Annotated in this window: 17 protein-coding genes and 1 pseudogene; 7 read left to right on the top strand and 11 right to left on the bottom strand. The window is 61.9% G+C overall.

Annotated elements, in window-relative coordinates; translation table 11 throughout:
* Positions 1-83 precede the first annotated feature (83 nt).
* Positions 84-704 (top strand): 3'-5' exonuclease, encoded by a 621-nt coding sequence (locus C1896_11185; protein ID AZZ45416.1) that lies wholly within the window; start codon positions 84-86, stop codon positions 702-704.
* Between the two features lie 227 nt (positions 705-931).
* Here C1896_11185 and C1896_11180 read toward each other — a convergent pair whose 3' ends face one another.
* On the bottom strand, positions 932-3,235 hold the full coding sequence (locus C1896_11180) for a TonB-dependent receptor (protein ID AZZ45415.1): 2,304 nt from the start codon (positions 3,233-3,235) through the stop codon (positions 932-934).
* Between the two features lie 395 nt (positions 3,236-3,630).
* On the opposite strand from C1896_11180, the gene C1896_11175 reads away from it, so the two are divergent.
* Positions 3,631-4,029, top strand: coding sequence for a hypothetical protein (locus tag C1896_11175; GenBank protein AZZ45414.1), 399 nt, complete (start codon positions 3,631-3,633; stop codon positions 4,027-4,029).
* Here the strand turns inward: C1896_11175 and C1896_11170 are convergent.
* The 10 genes and pseudogenes from C1896_11170 to C1896_11125 all read right to left on the bottom strand — a co-directional run bounded on the left by C1896_11170 (position 3,920) and on the right by C1896_11125 (position 12,945).
* The gene (locus C1896_11170; protein ID AZZ45413.1) at positions 3,920-4,756 is read right to left on the bottom strand and encodes a hypothetical protein; all 837 of its coding nucleotides are present in this window, start codon (positions 4,754-4,756) and stop codon (positions 3,920-3,922) included. The two genes, C1896_11175 and C1896_11170, sit on opposite strands and share 110 nt — an antisense overlap.
* Positions 4,757-4,840: 84 nt before the next feature.
* A pseudogene (locus tag C1896_11165) lies at positions 4,841-7,817 on the bottom strand (Tn3-like element TnAs3 family transposase).
* Positions 7,818-7,819: 2 nt separating this feature from the next.
* Positions 7,820-8,380, bottom strand: coding sequence for a DNA resolvase (locus C1896_11160; GenBank protein AZZ45412.1), 561 nt, complete (start codon positions 8,378-8,380; stop codon positions 7,820-7,822).
* 125 nt (positions 8,381-8,505) lie between these two features.
* Positions 8,506-9,492: a DUF3330 domain-containing protein gene (locus C1896_11155; protein ID AZZ45411.1), complete on the bottom strand. Its 987-nt coding sequence runs from the start codon at positions 9,490-9,492 to the stop codon at positions 8,506-8,508.
* Positions 9,489-9,725 (bottom strand): mercury resistance protein, encoded by a 237-nt coding sequence (locus tag C1896_11150; GenBank protein AZZ45410.1) that lies wholly within the window; start codon positions 9,723-9,725, stop codon positions 9,489-9,491. The genes C1896_11155 and C1896_11150 overlap by 4 nt, the downstream gene beginning before the upstream one ends.
* On the bottom strand, positions 9,722-10,084 hold the full coding sequence (gene merD / locus C1896_11145) for a transcriptional regulator (protein AZZ45409.1): 363 nt from the start codon (positions 10,082-10,084) through the stop codon (positions 9,722-9,724). Before merD ends, C1896_11150 begins: the two co-directional genes overlap by 4 nt.
* A gap of 17 nt (positions 10,085-10,101) precedes the next feature.
* Positions 10,102-11,796: a mercury(II) reductase gene (locus tag C1896_11140; protein ID AZZ45408.1), complete on the bottom strand. Its 1,695-nt coding sequence runs from the start codon at positions 11,794-11,796 to the stop codon at positions 10,102-10,104.
* A gap of 51 nt (positions 11,797-11,847) precedes the next feature.
* Positions 11,848-12,270, bottom strand: a complete 423-nt coding sequence (locus C1896_11135; GenBank protein ID AZZ47627.1) for a mercury transport protein MerC — start codon at positions 12,268-12,270, stop codon at positions 11,848-11,850.
* A gap of 35 nt (positions 12,271-12,305) precedes the next feature.
* Positions 12,306-12,581, bottom strand: coding sequence for a mercuric transporter periplasmic component (merP, locus tag C1896_11130; protein AZZ45407.1), 276 nt, complete (start codon positions 12,579-12,581; stop codon positions 12,306-12,308).
* A gap of 13 nt (positions 12,582-12,594) precedes the next feature.
* Complete coding sequence (locus C1896_11125; GenBank protein AZZ45406.1) at positions 12,595-12,945, bottom strand: mercuric transporter; 351 nt, start codon at positions 12,943-12,945, stop codon at positions 12,595-12,597.
* A 71-nt stretch (positions 12,946-13,016) separates the two neighbouring features.
* Here C1896_11125 and merR point away from each other — a divergent pair, with 71 nt between their 5' ends.
* The 5 genes from merR (at position 13,017) to C1896_11100 (ending at position 16,816) form a co-directional block, all read left to right on the top strand.
* Positions 13,017-13,451, top strand: coding sequence for an Hg(II)-responsive transcriptional regulator (merR, locus tag C1896_11120; GenBank protein ID AZZ45405.1), 435 nt, complete (start codon positions 13,017-13,019; stop codon positions 13,449-13,451).
* A gap of 62 nt (positions 13,452-13,513) precedes the next feature.
* Entirely contained in the window at positions 13,514-13,927 is a 414-nt protein-coding gene (locus tag C1896_11115; GenBank protein AZZ45404.1) for a disulfide bond formation protein B, read from the top strand.
* Positions 13,924-14,604 (top strand): disulfide bond formation protein DsbA, encoded by a 681-nt coding sequence (locus C1896_11110; protein AZZ45403.1) that lies wholly within the window; start codon positions 13,924-13,926, stop codon positions 14,602-14,604. Before C1896_11115 ends, C1896_11110 begins: the two co-directional genes overlap by 4 nt.
* A 4-nt stretch (positions 14,605-14,608) precedes the next feature.
* The gene (locus C1896_11105) at positions 14,609-15,049 is read left to right on the top strand and encodes a protein-S-isoprenylcysteine methyltransferase (GenBank protein AZZ45402.1); all 441 of its coding nucleotides are present in this window, start codon (positions 14,609-14,611) and stop codon (positions 15,047-15,049) included.
* A 303-nt stretch (positions 15,050-15,352) separates the two neighbouring features.
* A complete protein-coding gene (locus C1896_11100) occupies positions 15,353-16,816 on the top strand; it encodes an apolipoprotein N-acyltransferase (GenBank protein ID AZZ47626.1) in 1,464 nt (487 codons plus the stop codon).
* Positions 16,817-16,866: the final 50 nt, after the last annotated feature.

The following is a 16,866-nucleotide window of genomic DNA, read 5'->3' as shown; positions in this document are numbered from 1 at the left end:
CGAACCAGCGCGCCATGCGCTTTAATGGCAGGTGCGCGCCCGTTCCCAGGGGCGACGATTCAGCGGCTTGAAGTGGAGGCCCTATCGATATCCGCATTCCCCAGTTGACCGACCTCGAGCGCCTGCCCCGCTTCGACGGTCTCGCCCTCGACCGTATCGTCACGCCGTCGACGCCCGAGGAATTCGCCCAGGCCGTCGACGACATCCTGACCTTTGCACAGATCGGGTTCGATACCGAATCCAAACCCACCTTCACAGTAGGCGAGCTGTCCAGCGGGCCTCACCTCATTCAGTTCGCAACGCCAACAAAAGCCTATCTTTTTCAGATCGGAATACCCGGTTGCGTCGAGGCCGCTAAGCGGGTGCTGGAGACGGACCAAGTATTGAAAGTCGGATTCGGTCTGGCGTCCGATCGCAGCCGTCTACGCACCCGGTTGGGGATCGAATTGCGGCACAGCGTCGATCTTGGTTCGGCGCTGAGATATCACGGCAAGAAGGGTCAGGTCGGGCTTCGCGGTGCGGTGGCGGCGGTACTGGGTGCCGGTATAAGCAAGTCACGCAGCGTGTCGACTTCCAACTGGGCTAACAAAAATCTGGCCGAAGCGCAGCAGCGTTATGCCGCCAACGATGCCTATGCCGCGCTGATGGTATTTCTTGCATTGGATGCGCAGTCGCGAGCGTTGCTACTGGATCGAGTGATATGAGGCTCGGCCTGGACGACGGACCGTCCGGCCTGAAATGCATACTCAACGAAGGATTGCCGGGTTCCTTTCGCCATCCCTGCCCCAACGTCTATCCGGCGCTGGATGTCCTTTCGCACGTTGTGTTGCAGCTTGAACCGAGATCTGGCTGACCTCTCCGCGACTGCTGAGAGGTCCGGCCAATGATTTTATCGTCGACACGCACCTCCCTGTGCCGTCGTTTTTTACGCTTACAACGCATCCCAAACGTAACGTACGCCCAACCAGCCAGCACGCGGCGCACCGGGCGCGATGAACTGCTCGTGGCGCCACTCCTCCGGGTCGGTTTCGAAGGCATTGCCAGCGCCTACGAAAGGGTTTTCGGCCAAGGCGCCGCTCGTGGCATAGCGCTTGTCGAACAGGTTGTCGACCCGACCGAACAGAGTCCAGTCACGAGCGAAGCGGTAATCGGCACTCAGATTGACCACCGCATAACCCGGCAGTGTGCCGCTGCCCTCGACCTCGTCGTTGGACTGATGACGATTGTTCTCATTGCCCCGCACATACTGCTCGGAATACGCCAGCACAGTTGTACCGATACGAAGCCGATCGTTCAGATTCCAGTCCAAGCCGAGCTTGAGGTTGTGTTTCGGCAACCCTGGCAGGTAGTCGCCACGGGAGATGTGAATCTCGTCATCCGGGCAGCCGCCCTCGCCCTCGGTGCTGTTGTTCTCGGCCAGGATGCATGCAGAGGACTGTAACGTGGCGTGCAAGTAGGTGTAATCCACCCGCCAATCGACCGGCCCTTGCTCGCCGGCCAGGCCCAGCTCGATACCTTGGCGCCTTGTGCGGCCGAAGTTGGTGAAGTAACCCTTGCTACCACCGGTTCCGACGAACAGCAGATCATCGTGGTTAAGGCTGCGGAAGGCCGTGACGTTCCATTCGGTGCCGCTGGCCAGCTGGCCGCGCACGCCAAATTCCAGGGTGCGAGTGACGACCTGTTCCAGGAATGGATCGGCGGCCATGGCGTTGGGCAGGCTGCAGGGATTTTCCGGATCGGCACAACCCAGTTCGATCGGCGTCGGCGCCCGATTGCCTTGGGAGTAACCTCCGTAGAGGGTCACCGCGGGCTGTAACTGCCAGGCGAACCCCAGCGCCGGGTTCAGCTTGCGATAGGTGAAATCGCCATTGAGGTCATCTCCCATGCGATCGGTGTTGACTACCCGGGTGCGGTTGTAGCGTAGCGAGCCGGTCAGCTGCAGCGCGTCGGTTAGCGACCATGTGTCGGTGGCGTAGAGACTGGAAGTGCGGGTGCGACCCAACAGGCTATTGGCTGGGTCTTCGGCCTCGGTGGCAAGAATGCCGCGCTTATCGGTCAGCTCACCGCCTTGCTCGCTCTGGTGAAAGCTGGCGCGGGTGTTGTCGTGGGACAGGCCAAAGGCGAACTGGTGGGCCCCGGCATGACGGGACCACTGCAGGGCCAGGCCGTAGGCGCGCTGGCTAGTACGGGTGCGGTTCAGCACGCCGGTTTCCGGACCCTCGCCGGCCAGGAAGCCGTCGTCTTCCCACTCTTCATATTCGTCTTCGTACTCATCGTTTCCGTCACCGTTAAGGGTCGCTGTGCGGGTGCGCCGCAAATAGACGGTGCCGGACAGCCGGTCGCTATCGCTCAGCCAGTGACTGCCGGAAAACGCCATTAGGTGGCTACGGTTCTCAGTCTGGTCGGGATAGGTAAAAATCGCGTCGCGGTCCTGCTCATGCATGCTTTCGGGGATCAGTCCGTTACCAATCAGATCGTTGTCAGCATGAGCCAGCGTCAGGGCCAGGTCCGTGCTGTCTGTGGTCCAGGCGAATTTGCCGAACAGCTGGCCTACCTCAGACGGCGAATGGTCGCGCCAGCCGTCTTCATCCATCCCTTCGGCCGCCAAGTACCAGGAAAACTCCTCATGTTGGCCGCCATGCTCCACTGAGCCACCGTAGCGGCCAAAGGAGCCGCCGTAGAGTTGCGCCGCGCCGCCAGGATGAGTGTCGCCCCGCTTGGTTTCCAGCGCCAGGGCGCCGCCGAGTGTGTTGAGGCCGTACAGTGGGTTGGAGCCAGGCACCAGAGCCGCCCCAGCGATGGCGGTCTGGGGAATAAGGTCCCAGTGCACCACGTCGCCGAACGCTTCATTGATGCGCACGCCGTCGAGAAACACCGATAGGCCTTGGGCCGTGCCCAGTAGCGGCGAAGCGGTGAAGCCCCGGTAATTCAGGTCTGCCTGATAGGGGTTGCCCTGGGTCTCGTTGAGGTTGACGCTCGGCAGACCGCGCTGCAGTTTTTCTGCCAGAGACTGCCCTCCCAGCTTGCGCAGGCGCTCGTCGTCCAGGGTTTGAATGTTGGCCGGAACCCGATCCTTCGGCAGATCGATGCCGGGCAGCGGAGTCGTGGCGACAACCTCATCACTCTTGAGCTCGAGTGGCTCCTCAGCCTGGGCGAAACCAGGCAACAAGCCGGCAACGGCGAGCGAAAGCAGCGTGCGACGGGGCGTCCAGCTGCGGCAGATCTGATATTGCATGGGCATTCCTTGTTCTTGTTTGGCGGATCGTGCCGGGGCGGGTTTGCGGGCGACTCTCCATGCTGGCCGATGTCGGCTGGCAAACTGCCAGAACTGATTATCGAGAGCTTCCGCGCACCGCCGATAGGGAAAAATTCCCGGTGCTGCCGGGAATTTTTCCCGACCCCGTGGCGATTGGTCTTACTACCGCCGGAGTAATCCGGAACGAAGGCCTTCGAACCAGATGCTCGATGCAATGCCGGCTCTGGCCTGCTGATCGCCGACCGTCCATACGATTTTTTGGAATACCGGGGCCCTGGTGAGGCTGGCCTTTCTATTGGCTTCAGCTAGTCGACCTGAGGCAGTGCGGATTTTCGAAAAAGGGCGCGTGCGCCTGACGTCGAGCGCTAGAAAAAATTATCAGGAATCGCTACGGACGGGAGCGTGCAGCGCTGACCTGCGTAGCCTCGACCTACCATTTTGCGGGCGCTATCAGAGATATCGGCAAGGCGATTGGCCTTCCGCCTGACCAGGTGGATGCGTTAGCAAAATGCTGCGGTGCCTGGAGCGATCAGATGCCGCCACCGGAAAGGCTTCGAGAAGCGGGCTTTGACCCAGACAATCAGACCATCCGGATGGTGCTCATCCTAACTGACCTCCTTGTTGGGTTTCCTCGTCATCTGTCTCAGCACCCTGGGGGGTTCGTTATTTCGGAGCATCCGTTGTCCACACTGGTACCGGTAGAAAATGCTGCCATGGCGGATCGCACAGTAATCCAGCGCCATCGTTCAGCGCCTGCGAGAAAGCCGGCATGAGCACGTTGGGGATGCCTTCTTCCAGACCTATTCCAGCCATCACGATATGGATGAACGTGTCGGGGGTGGCCGCGGTGAGCGCACTGTTGAGGGCAAGCTCCGGTCGCACGCTGAGAGGCGTCGTTGCGCTTTTGTAGTGGCATGACCCGCAGGCTGCCCAGTACAGGACGGCTCCGGCGTCGGGTTCCAGGCGGCTGCCGAGAGCGGAGGTCGCCAGCGCTTTGGCCAGCGCTTCATCGCTGCCTGTCTTCAGTGCGGAGGAGCCGTTGAGGTCGGCAAAATAGACGGCTATTGCCTGGATATCGGCGTCGGGAAGCCTGCCCAGGTCGTGCACGACGTCCGACATCTTGCCCGCGGCAACGCCGTGCAGGGCAGTCGCTCCGCTGCGCAGGTAGGTGAACAGCTCGTCTTGGGTCCAGGGTAGCGGTGTGGTATTGGCAGCCGTCAGTGCCGGCGCGAACCAGCCTTCGATCATCGCGCCCGCGTAGCTGTCGTCAGCGGCTTTCTCGGCGCCCAGCACGTTGCGTGGCGTGTGGCAGGCGGCGCAATGGCTCAAGCCCTCGGCGAGATAGGCGCCGCGGTTCCATGCTTTGCTCTTGCCGGCGACCGGCCGATAGCGGCCCTGGTCCATAAACAGCAGCTTCCAGCCGGCTTGCAGGACGCGGATGTTGAAGGGGAACGGCAGGGTATTGCGCTGCGCCGGCGCGCTCACCGGCTCACGCGTCATGAGGAAGGCATAGAGTGCCCTCACATCCTCGTCGGCGACCTTGGTGAAGTGGGGGTCGTCTCAGAAAACGGAAAATAAAGCACGCTAAGCCGGTTGCAGAGGCCGTAGCGGCCTGAACTTCCCCGCGCCGATCTTGGCGCTGCTGCGCCATAGGTAATCACCGGTCAGGTTGATGTGCTCCCAGCCGAGTGGCGACAGGTACTGCAATAGCGAGTCATCGACGGCATGACCATTGCCGCGCAACGCATGCGCCGCACGCTCCAGGTAGACCGTGTTCCACAGCACGATGGCCGCCGTCACCAGGTTGAGGCCGCTGGCCCGGTAGCGCTGCTGCTCGAAACTGCGGTCACGGATTTCACCAAGGCGGTTGAAGAACACGGCACGGGCCAGCGCATTGCGCGCCTCGCCCTTGTTCAGCCCGGCATGCACGCGGCGGCGTAGCTCGACGCTTTGCAGCCAGTCGAGGATGAACAGCGTGCGCTCGATGCGGCCCAACTCGCGCAGCGCGACGGCCAAGCCGTTCTGGCGCGGGTAGCTGCCGAGTTTCCTGAGCATCAGCGAGGCCGTCACCGTGCCCTGCTTGATCGAGGTGGCCAGCCGCAGGATTTCGTCCCAATGGGCGCGGACGTGCTTGATGTTGAGCGTGCCGCCGATCATCGGCTTGAGCGCGTCATAGGCGGCATCGCCCTTCGGGATGTAGAGCTTGGTGTCGCCCAGGTCGCGGATGCGCGGCGCGAAGCGGAAGCCCAAGAGGTGCATCAGGGCGAAGACGTGATCGGTGAAGCCCGCCGTGTCGGTGTAGTGCTCCTCGATCCGCAGGTCGGATTCGTGGTACAGCAGGCCGTCGAGCACGTAGGTTGAGTCGCGCAGGCCGACATTGACCACCTTGGTGTGGAATGGCGCGTATTGGTCGGAGATGTGGGTGTAGAAAGTCCGTCCTGGGCTGCTGCCATATTTTGGGTTGATGTGCCCCGTGCTCTTTGCCTTGCTAGCGGTTCGGAAATTCTGTCCGTCCGATGATGATGTGGTGCCATCGCCCCAGTGCCCGGCAAAGGGATGCCGAAACTGAGCGTTGACCAGTTCAGCCAACGCTGTCGAGTACGTTTCGTCGCGGGTATGCCAGGCTTGCAGCCAAGCGAGCTTCGCGTAGGTCGTGCCGGGGCAGGACTCGGCCATCTTGGTCAGGCCCAGGTTGATCGCGTCGGCCAGGATCGTGGTCAACAACAGGTTCTTGTCCTTGGCCAGATCGCCCGATTTCAAGTGCGTGAAGTGCCGGGTGAAGCCCGTCCACTCATCGACTTCGAGCAGCAGTTCGGTGATCTTGACGTGCGGCAGGACCATGGCTGTCTGGGGCTGTCTGGTCTATCAGCGCCTGCGCGGTGTCGGGCACCGCCGCATCCAGCGGCGTGATCTTCAAGCCCGACTCGGTGATGATGGCATCCGGCAGGTCGTTGGCTGCCGCCATGCGGTTGACGGTGGCAAGTTGTGCTTCCAGCAGCGTCAGCCGCTCATGCAGATATTGTTCGCAGTCGGTGGCCACGGCCAGCGGCAATTCGCTGGACTGCTTGAGGCTGGTGAACTTCTCGGGCGGTACCAGGTAGTCCTCGAAGTCCTTGAACTGGCGTGAACCCTGCACCCAGATGTCGCCCGAGCGCAGGGAGTTCTTCAACTCGGACAGCGCGCACAGTTCGTAGTAGCGCCGGTCGATGCCGGCGTCGGTCATCACCAGTTTCTGCCAGCGCGGCTTGATGAAGCCGGTCGGTGCATCGGCTGGCAGCTTGCGGGCGTTGTCGGTGTTCATGCCGCGCAGCACCTCAATGGCATCAAGCACGTTTTTGGCGGCGGGCGCGGCCCGCAGCTTGAGCACGGCAAGGAATTCCGGTGCATAGCGGCGCAGGGTGGCGTAGCTCTCGCCGATGCGATGCAGGAAATCGAAGTCATCGGGTTGCGCGAGCTTCTGCGCCTCGGTGACGCTCTCGGCAAAGGAATCCCAGGACATGACGGCCTCGATGGCGGCAAACGCATCGCGGCCTGATTGCTTGGCGTCGATCAGCGCCTGACCGATGCGCCCGTACAGACGTACCTTGGCGTTGATGGCCTTGCCTGACGCCTGGAACTGCTGCTGATGCTTATTCTTGGCAGCGTTAAACAGCTTACCCAGGATGCGGTCGTGCAGGTCGATGATTTCGTCGGTGACGGTGGCCATGCCCTCGGTGGCCAGCGCCACGAGAGTGGCGTAGCGCCGTTGCGGCTCGAATTTGGCCAGGTCGGCGGGTGTCATCTGGCCGCCCTCGCGGGCAATCTTGAGCAGGCGGTTCTGGTGAACCAGCCGCTCGATGCCGGTAGGCAGATCGAGTGCCTGCCATGCCTTGAGGCGTTCGATGTGTTCCAGCATATGCCGCGAATTTGGCTTGGCCGGAGACTGGCGCAACCAAGCCAACCAGGTCGTCTTGCCGTTGTCCCGGCGCTTGAGCAGATCGTCGAGGCGGCGGCGATGCGCGTCCGCCAGTGGTTCGGCCAAGGCGTCGTAGATGCGCCGGTTAGCACGGGTGATCGCCTCGGCACTCGCCCGCTCGACGGCGTTGAGGGCGGGCAGAATGACCGACTGCCGCCGCAGGTGCCCGATCAAGGCGCTGGCCAGCACGATGCCTTTGTCGGTTTGCATCGCCAGCTCGGTCAGCATCTGGACGGCCTGCCGGTAATGGCTCATGGTGAAGGGCCGGAAACCGAACACGGTTTGCAGCTCGCTCAGGTGCTCGCGCCGGGTCTGCTCCCGCTGGCCGTACTCGTTCCAGCTTTCGACGCCGACCTTGAGCTGGTCGGCGACCAGCTTCAACAAGGGCGGGAACGGTAGTTCATCGACGCCCAGGATGACGCCGGGAAAGCGCAGGTAACAGAGCTGCACCGCGAAGCCCAGCCGATTGGCTGGCCCGCGCCGCTGTCGGATGATCGAGAGGTCGGTATCGTTGAATGTGTAATGTCGGATCAGGTCGTCCTTGGAGTCCGGCAACGCCAGCAGGCTTTCCCGCTCGGCGGCGGACAGGATGGAACGACGTGGCATATTTACTGATCCGTTCTCAAGTATTGATACAGGGTTTCGCGACTGATTCCGAATTCACGAGCAAGCTTGGTCTTTTGCTCGCCAGCCTCGACACGTTGGCGCAGTTCGGCAATACGCTCAGACGACAGGGATTTCTTCCTGCCACGGTAAGCCCCGCGTTGCTTGGCGAGCGCAATACCCTCGCGCTGACGCTCGCGGATCAGGGCGCGCTCGAACTCGGCGAACGCGCCCATCACCGAGAGCATCAGGTTCGCCATCGGAGAGTCTTCGCCAGTAAAACTGAGGTGTTCCTTGACGAATTCGATATGCACGCCGCGTTGTGTCAGCGTTTGCACGATCCGGCGCAAATCATCGAGATTGCGCGCCAGGCGATCCATGCTATGCACCACCACGGTGTCGCCGGTGCGGGCGAAGCTTATCAGCGCTTCCAGTTGCGGACGCTTGACATCCTTGCCGGATGCCTTGTCGCTAAAAGCGCGATCAACCTTGACGCCTTCCAGTTGCCGTTCCGGGTTCTGGTCGAAGGTGCTGACCCTGATATACCCAATGCGCTGTCCAGTCATGGAATTCCCTGCAAAATGTCAGGGAAGACTCTATGACCTTCAACGAGATATGTCAATAAATTCAAAATTCAATCCTATCCTGACGCAATTTACACATGGCATCTGACATCAGGTTAGGGTATGCCTCAACCTGACGGCGGCGAATCACAAGCGTCCGGTTTGACGCTGGTTTCGGTCGCAGTGCTGGCCCGCGCCTGGAAGCGCTGATAGCACTCCAGCCCGCAGAAATGCTCCACGTACTCGGCCCCTTCCGGCGTGAAGGCGGCATCGAGCGGGATTTCCTTGCAGCACACGCAGCAACTGGTGCTCGGTTCATTGGCGTTCATGGTGGTGTTCCTCCATTGGTTGACGAAGCCGACGAAGGCCGCCGCCGGCATCGGCCTGGCGAACAGGAAACCCTGCACCGTGTCGCAACCCGCCTGCCGCAACCACGCAAGGCAGTCGGGTGTTTCCACACCCTCGGCTACCACCTCCATGCCCAGCCCGTGCGCGAGCTGGATCACCGCCCGCACGATAGTTTGGTCACGGGCATCATCCGGGAGCCTGGCGACAAAGGATTGGTCGATTTTCAATGTGGTGATGGGGCAGCATTTCAGATGTTGCAGGCAGGAATAGCCGGTGCCGAAGTCGTCGGCGGCGAAGCGCACGCCGATGGCGCGCAAGGCGTCGAAACTGGCGAACAGGGCTGGATTGCCGAATGCGACCGATTCGGTCAGTTCGATCTCCAGAAGCTCGGCGGGCAGGGCCATATCGGCCAGCACCCGCTTTACCTCGTCGTCGAACGTTGGCCCAACCTGGCTGGCGGACACATTGACGGCAAGACGGAACGGTTGCCATGCCGGTCCTTGCCACTTGTGCATCTGGCGACAGGCCTCGCCCAGCACCCACGCGCCTATTTCCGGCATCAGGCCGAACGACTCGGCCAGCGGCAGGAACTGGCCGGGCGGCAACAGGCCAAGCCTCGGATGCCGCCAGCGCATCAACGCTTCCGCGCCAGCGATCCGGTGATCGCGCAGATCGACCAGCGGCTGGTAATGCAGGTCAAGCTGTCCGCGCGCCGCCGCCTGCGCCAACTCGGCCGCCGTCCATCCGGCGGGCTGCGAACTCGTCATGATCCGCCCCGGAAGGCGCGCAGCAGCCGCGTTACGGCCAGAACGAACAAGCCGGTCAGCGCGAGCGCGGCAACACCCCAATGCTCGCCAAGGAAGGCACCGGCGGTCGTCCCGGCCAGCACGGCGGCGAGAATCGGCAGATGGCAGGGGCAGGTCAACACGGCCAGCGCACCCCACAGGTAGCCGGAAACGGGTTGGCGCGTCTCGGGCGGCAGTTTGTCAGGGGCGTTCACGGCAATGCCTCCTCGTGCGCCCGCTCGGCTGGCATGGAGGCCAGTTGCGCGTCCAGATGGGCCAACGCCGCGCGCCGCCGCTCGACCAACTGGCGCAGCACGGCAAGCTGCGCTGCGGCTTGTGCGCCGTCCGCTGCGTCGAGCGCACGGCACAGCCGCGCCAGGGCATCCAGGCCGATACCCGCCTCGAAGGCCGCGCGCACGAAGCACAGCCGTTGCAAGGCCGCATCGTCGAACACGCCGTAGCCGCCCGTGGTGCAGGCCACCGGCCGTAACAAGCCGCGCACCAGGTAGTCGCGCACGATATGTACGCTCACCCCAGCGTTATGGGCCAGTTGCGATACCGTGTAGGCGCTCATCGCACACCTCCTTGTCCTCACCCGGCGCAGCAGGAAAGCTGCTTCACATCCTTGTTGAAGGTCTGCGCCGCGAGCTTCAACCCTTCGACCATCGTCAGGTAGGGGAACAACTGGTCGGCCAGTTCCTGCACCGTCATCCGGTTGCGAATCGCCAGTGCGGCCGTCTGGATCAGTTCGCCCGCTTCCGGGGCCACTGCCTGCACGCCGATCAGTCGTCCGCTGCCTTCTTCAACCACCAGTTTGATGAAGCCGCGCGTGTCGAAGTTGGCGAGCGCGCGCGGCACGTTGTCCAGCGTTAGCGTGCGACTATCAGTTTTGATGCCGTCATGGTGCGCTTCCGCCTCGCTGTAGCCTACGGTCGCCACTTGCGGGTCGGTGAACACCACGGCCGGCATCGCGGTCAGGTTCAGGGCCGCGTCACCGCCGGTCATGTTGATCGCGGCGCGAGTGCCGGCCGCTGCCGCCACATAGACGAACTGCGGCTGGTCGGTGCAGTCGCCTGCGGCGTAGATGTGTTCCACGCTTGTACGCATGCCGGGGTCGATGACGATAGCGCCTTGCGGGGTGAGCGTGACGCCCGTCGCATCCAGTGCCAGCTTGCGTGTGTTGGGCGCGCGGCCGGTGGCGACCAGCAGCTTGTCGGCGCGCAGTTCGCCGTGCGCCGTGGTGAGCACGAATTCGCCGTCCCCTTCACCATTGATATACGCGACCTGGCTGGCCTGGGTGTGTTCCCTCACCTCGATGCCCTCCATGCGGAATGCGGCCGTGACGGCTTCGCCTATAGCTGGGTCTTCGCGGAAGAACAGCGTGCTGCGAGCCAGGATCGTCACCTTCGCTCCGAGTCGGGCGAACGCCTGCGCCAGCTCCAGCGCCACCACTGATGAGCCAATCACGGCCAGGCGCTTAGGAATCGTCTCGCTGACCAGCGCTTCAGTGGAAGTCCAGTACGGAGTGTCTTTCAGGCCGGGAATCGGCGGCACGGCCGGGCTCGCGCCGGTGGCGATCAGGCAGCGGTCGAATGCCACCACGCGCTCGCCGCCGTCGTTGAGTTGCACGATCAGGTTGCGATTGTCCTTAAAGCGGGCGGAGCCGTGCAGCACAGTGATCGCCGGATTGCCCTCCAAGATGCCTTCGTACTTGGCGTGGCGCAGTTCATCGACGCGGGCCTGCTGCTGGGCCAGCAGCGCCGTGCGCTGGATGGTCGGCGTGGTAGCGGCGATGCCGCCATCGAACGGGCTTTCCCGGCGCAGATGGGCGATATGGGCGGCGCGGATCATGATCTTGGACGGCACACAACCGACATTGACGCAGGTGCCGCCGATGGTGCCGCGCTCGATCAGCGTGACACGTGCGCCTTGCTCGACGGCCTTCAGCGCCGCTGCCATCGCGGCCCCGCCGCTGCCGATGACGGCGATATGCAATGCGCCGCTGCTACCCGTCTTGTCGTTTCTGCCCAGCAGATCGCGCATCTTGTCGAGCAATCCGCCCGGCGTCGAAACTGAGGGGGCATCGGCCAGCGTGGCCCGATAACCGAGTCCAGCTACAGCGGCCGTCAGCGCGTCGGGTGACGTGCCGACCTCAATGGCGAGCTTGGCGCTGCCCTTGGCGTAGGAGACATCCGCTGATTGCACGCCGGGCACTTTCTCCAGGGCGTCCTTGACATGCACTGCGCACGAGTCGCAAGTCATGCCGGTGATTTTGAGAGTGCTCATACCATCGTTCCTTATTCGTGTGGGCCGCCGTGTCGCACGGTCAGCCGTCTTTCACAAGCGCTTGGCGGGGAGTTCGCAGCCGTCCGGTCCGCAACGGCGATGCGCCGGCGACACGAAGTCCCAGATCGACACCCCAATCATCAAGGCCAGGCCGACGTACATCAGGTTCGCCGTCCACCAGTTGCCGAGCAGCCAGACCGTGGCCGCAAACACGATGGCCGGGCCGATCATGCCGAGCAGACTGCGCAGCCATTGCCGATGACTGAACCAACCCAGCGCGTTCGCCAGGAAGGCCAGCGCGGCAAACAGCGGCAGCAGGCGGCTGATGAACAGTCCCTCGTACTGGCTCAAGAAGCCCAGCCCGATGGCCGCGCCGAAGCTGGCGAGGGCTGGAAAGCAGGCGGCGCAGCCCATCGCGGAAACGACGCTGCCGAGCGCGCCGGTTTTATCGGCAATGCGTGTCATCAGTCCCATGAAGCGGCTCTCGCTGTTGTCGTTGGCTTGCTGGCTCACTGCTTGACGCTGGACGGATAGCCGGCGTCTGCGGTGGCCTTGGTCAGCTTCTGTACGCTGGCCTTGGTGTCGTCAAAAGTGACGACGGCCTCGCGCTTCTCGAAGCCCACATCGACCTTGCTCACGCCTTCGACCTTGGAGAGCGCTTTCTTGACTGTGATCGGGCAGGCGGCGCAAGTCATGCCGGGAACCGCTAGCGTGACGGTCTGGGTAGCGGCCCACACCGGGGCAACAGCGGCGGCGAGGGCAAGGGAGGCAAACAGTTTCTTCATGATGAACTCCTGGTTAATAGAAAAATGGAACGACATAGGGAAATCCAAGCGCGACCAGGACCAGCACGGCCACGATCCAGAAAATCAGCTTGTAGGTGGCGCGCACCTGCGGAATCGCGCAGACCTCACCTGGCTTGCATGCCTGCACGGGCCGGTAAATCCGCTTCCAGGCGAAGAACAGCGCCACTAGCGCCGCGCCGATGAACAACGGTCGATAGGGTTCCAGCACCGTCAGGTTGCCGATCCAAGCACCGGAGAAGCCCAGGGCGACCAGTACTAGCGGCCCCAGGCAGCAGGTCGATGCAAGAATGGCGGCCAGCCCGCCGGCGAAGAGCGCACCGCGCCCGTTTTGTGGTTCAGACATACGTTGGCCCTTTTGAATTTGGATTGGATAGCGTAACCTTACTTCCGTACTCATGTACGGAGTCAAGCGATATGGAAAATAATTTGGAAAACCTGACCATTGGCGTTTTTGCCAAGGCGGCCGGGGTCAACGTGGAGACAATCCGCTTCTATCAGCGCAAGGGCCTGTTGCCGGAACCGGACAAGCCTTACGGCAGCATCCGCCGCTATGGGGAGGCGGACGTGGTTCGGGTGAAATTCGTGAAATCGGCACAGCGGCTGGGGTTCAGTCTGGACGAGATTGCCGAGCTGTTGCGGCTCGACGATGGCACCCACTGCGAGGAGGCCAGCAGCCTGGCCGAACACAAGCTCAAGGACGTGCGCGAGAAGATGGCCGACTTGGCGCGCATGGAAACCGTGCTGTCTGAACTCGTGTGCGCCTGCCATGCACGAAAGGGGAATGTTTCCTGCCCGTTGATCGCGTCACTACAGGGCGAAGCAGGCCTGGCAAGGTCAGCTATGCCTTAGCGTGCTTTATTTTCCGTTTTCTGAGGTGCCCCCTAACCGCAATGAATCCTCAACGTTCAGGCATGACCTGGAACCTGCTGCTGCTAACCTGGCTGGTCGCACTGGTATCGACCCTATCCGCGCTGTTCATTGGCGAGGTGATGGGCCAGGCACCCTGTGTTTTGTGCTGGTTCCAGCGCGCCTTTATGTTTCCGCTGGCGGTGATCCTGGCCATCGCCTGCTACCGCTCGGATTTCACAGTCTGGCGTTACGCCCTACCGCTGACCGCTATCGGTGCGGCGCTGGCATTTGTTCACACGCTGCTCTATGCAGGGCTGATTCCACAGCCGATCCAGCCCTGCACGGCCACCGGTCCATCCTGCTCGGGCGCCGGAATGACACTCTTCGGCGTGGTGCCCCTGCCGGCACTCGCCTTGTTCGCCTTTATCCTGATCGCCATCCTGCTCATTCTCATCCGTCGGAGAACAACTTCATGAATCGCCGTTCCGTGGTCCTGATCACCAGTGCCGTGATCCTGGCCGTTTTTGCCGCCGCCGCATTCTTCTATTCCCCCTCGCAGTCACCTCAACAGGCCCAAGCTCCCGGTTCGACAGCCCAAGAGACCGCGACACAACCCAAACAGAACGGTGGCCAACTGGTTCGCTTCCACTCGCCGGTGTTCGGCCCAACGCAAGCGCCAGTAACCATTGTCGAGTTCTTCGATCCTTCATGCGAGGCATGCCGCGCCTTCCATCCCTATGTGAAGCAGATCCTCGCCGAGAACCCGGAAGATGTACGTCTGGTGCTGCGCTATGTACTGTTTCATCAAGGTTCGGAAGAAGTGGCGCGGATGCTTGAGGCGGCGCGCAAGCAAAATCTCCATGAACAAGTGCTGGAGGCTGTGCTGGAGACCCAGCCCGGTTGGCACGACGACCCCAAGGTAACGCAGGCATGGGCTGCTGCCGAGCGCGTCGGTTTGAACTTGGAGCAGGCCCGCCAGGACATGCATACGCCTAGCGTCAACGCCGTGCTTGAAACGGACATGCAGGACGTCAAGGCCGTTGGGATTCGTGGCACCCCGACCTTTTTTGTAAATGGTCGTGCGCTCAGCGAGTTCGGCCCGGAGCCGCTGCGCCGATTAGTGAGCAGCGAAGTGGCCAAGGCACGGGAATGACACTATGAGCGCGCTGGAGAACCGCGTGCCACCGCTGCTCGTAGCGGGCCTGATCGCTCTGCTGATGGGGTTGTCGGGACCCAGATTGCCGAGCATCGAACTGACATGGACCGCGCGTCTGACCGTCGCTTTGCCGGTACTGTTCCTGGGGCTCGGCGTGTGTTTCGCCGGCGTACTGTCGTTTCGCCGCGCACGTACTACTGTCAATCCATTGCAGCCGCAGCAGGCTTCGGCATTGGTGGAGGCTGGCATCTACCATTACAGCCGCAACCCCATGTACTTAGGCTTCGCCATTACTCTGGCGGCTTGGGCGCTGGCCTTGGCCTCGCCTCTAACCCTGCTGGGCGTGGTTGCTTTCGTGCTGTACATGAACCGTTTCCAGATCGCAGCTGAAGAGTGGGCGCTGGAAGCTGCGCCTGGCGCCCGCAACGCGCGAATCGATTAGCCAGTCGCTCGAAGCGACAGGCGGTTGATGTTTGACGAGCGAGACGTGGCGGTTGTCCGCTGTCTTGCTGGCTGAATACGGAGCAGCTCCCAGCTTACGGCGCACCTTGTCGAGTTCAGAAAGTTCACTTTGCTACTCTGGTCAGCCCGTCGAATGGGTTGATGGGTGTGAGTTGAGCGGAGCAAGAAAGCATGAGCTACAGGGTTGATCTTGGCTTAGGAGGCGAGAGCATTGGGTGATAAGTGCGCTCTACCGTCCGACTTAACCTCGGGAATGCGCTACAAGACGTTTCTGACAAGGGTGATGGCTTTACTAGCCGGAGGCGCCATGCCGCTTGCCTTTGCCCCTGTGGGCTGGGCATGGATTGCGGTGATGGCTCTTGCCGCATTGTTTGTCCTGGTCGCGCAATCTTCAAGGCGTCAGGCGCTATGGTCGGCCTACATATTTGGCCTTGGTTACTTCGGCGTAGGTGTCTCCTGGGTCTACATCAGCATCAGCCAGTACGGCAATGGCCCCGTGGTGGCAGTGTTAGCCACAACGGCCTTTGTCTCGCTGCTAGCTCTCTTCCCATGGGGCGTCGCGTATCTCGTACGCCGCCTGCACCCTGAGATCGATGCGACGGCGCTCTGGCTAGGGCTACCAGCGGCATGGGTGTTGAGTGAATGGATGCGCACCTGGTTCTTAACCGGCTTTCCTTGGCTTTTTATCGGCTACAGCCAGACCGACACCACACTTGCCACTATCGCTCCTGTCTTTGGTGTGCTTGGCGTGAGTTTTCTGGTGGCCTTGCTCGCTGGCGGGCTTGCGTGGGTTATCTTGGGCTTAAGCCTGCACCGTGCGACGGTAGCCGGTGCCGTGTTAATCGCTACTCTCGCCAGCTTGCAGATTCTGGATCGTGAGTGGACGCAGCCAGCCGCTGGCCCTATCAATATTGCCCTCTTGCAGGGAAACATCACGCAAGACAAAAAATGGGACCCGGATTCCCGGGAAATCACGCTTGACCGCTATCAGACGCTTACGAAGCAGCATCTCGGGGCCGACATCGTGATTTGGCCAGAAGCGGCAATCCCGATGTGGCATGACCAGGCTAGAGAATATCTTGCTGAGCTCGAGGTGTTAGCCGATCAGGCCGGCACCTCGTTAATGATTGGCGTCCCTATACGCGAGACGGACGGTCGCACCTACAACGCGGTGATAAGCCTCTCAGATCCCGCAGGGTACTACTACAAACGCCACCTGGTGCCATTCGGTGAATATGTTCCGCTCCGGAACTTCTTGGGTTCGGCCCTCGACGTGCTCGGGGCGCCTATGTCCGATTTCACACCAGGACGGGAAGCGCACGTCCTTAACGCAGCGGGTGTGCCCGTCGGAGCACTCATCTGCTACGAGGCGGTCTTTGGTGCTGAAGTCACGGAACTTCTGCCCGAAGCGCAGTTACTGGTGAATGTCAGCAACGATGCTTGGTTCGGCAGCTCAATCGGCCCTCTCCAGCACTTCCAGATGGTCCGCATGCGTGCCATCGAAACCGGACGTGACCTACTGCGAGCCACGAACACGGGCATCACAGCAACTGTCAGCTATGAGGGAAAGGTCCTTACACGCGCTCCTCAATTCCGCGTAGCCACCCTCAGCGCCGAAGTGACCCCCCGAACTGGCGCGACCCCTTATGTGCGCTGGCGGGATTGGCCTATCCTTGGCGTGATCGCACTCGGACTCGGTTTGCTCCTGCTTCGTCGAATTCGGCAGTATCATCGGTTGGATACATAACGCTTGCCATTCTCACAGCGAGCAGACTCTGTATCGGGTGAGAAGGAAGG

Source organism: Pseudomonadaceae bacterium SI-3, from assembly GCA_004010935.1.
Lineage (GTDB): Bacteria > Pseudomonadota > Gammaproteobacteria > Pseudomonadales > Pseudomonadaceae > Stutzerimonas.
This window is presented reverse-complemented; position numbering and strand designations above follow the sequence as displayed.

Bases quoted from the DNA above. Each gene is read 5' to 3' on its own strand.
- C1896_11170 (AZZ45413.1), bottom strand. From the start codon at position 4,756: ATGACGCGTGAGCCGGTGAGCGCGCCGGCGCAGCGCAATACCCTGCCG.
- C1896_11180 (AZZ45415.1), bottom strand. From the start codon at position 3,235: ATGCAATATCAGATCTGCCGCAGCTGGACGCCCCGTCGCACGCTGCTT.
- merR (AZZ45405.1), top strand. From the start codon at position 13,017: ATGGAAAATAATTTGGAAAACCTGACCATTGGCGTTTTTGCCAAGGCG.
- C1896_11100 (AZZ47626.1), top strand. From the start codon at position 15,353: ATGGCTTTACTAGCCGGAGGCGCCATGCCGCTTGCCTTTGCCCCTGTG.
- C1896_11155 (AZZ45411.1), bottom strand. From the start codon at position 9,492: ATGACGAGTTCGCAGCCCGCCGGATGGACGGCGGCCGAGTTGGCGCAG.
- C1896_11140 (AZZ45408.1), bottom strand. From the start codon at position 11,796: ATGAGCACTCTCAAAATCACCGGCATGACTTGCGACTCGTGCGCAGTG.
- C1896_11105 (AZZ45402.1), top strand. From the start codon at position 14,609: ATGAGCGCGCTGGAGAACCGCGTGCCACCGCTGCTCGTAGCGGGCCTG.
- C1896_11135 (AZZ47627.1), bottom strand. From the start codon at position 12,270: ATGGGACTGATGACACGCATTGCCGATAAAACCGGCGCGCTCGGCAGC.
- C1896_11160 (AZZ45412.1), bottom strand. From the start codon at position 8,380: ATGACTGGACAGCGCATTGGGTATATCAGGGTCAGCACCTTCGACCAG.
- merP (AZZ45407.1), bottom strand. From the start codon at position 12,581: ATGAAGAAACTGTTTGCCTCCCTTGCCCTCGCCGCCGCTGTTGCCCCG.
- merD (AZZ45409.1), bottom strand. From the start codon at position 10,084: ATGAGCGCCTACACGGTATCGCAACTGGCCCATAACGCTGGGGTGAGC.
- C1896_11115 (AZZ45404.1), top strand. From the start codon at position 13,514: ATGACCTGGAACCTGCTGCTGCTAACCTGGCTGGTCGCACTGGTATCG.
- C1896_11125 (AZZ45406.1), bottom strand. From the start codon at position 12,945: ATGTCTGAACCACAAAACGGGCGCGGTGCGCTCTTCGCCGGCGGGCTG.
- C1896_11110 (AZZ45403.1), top strand. From the start codon at position 13,924: ATGAATCGCCGTTCCGTGGTCCTGATCACCAGTGCCGTGATCCTGGCC.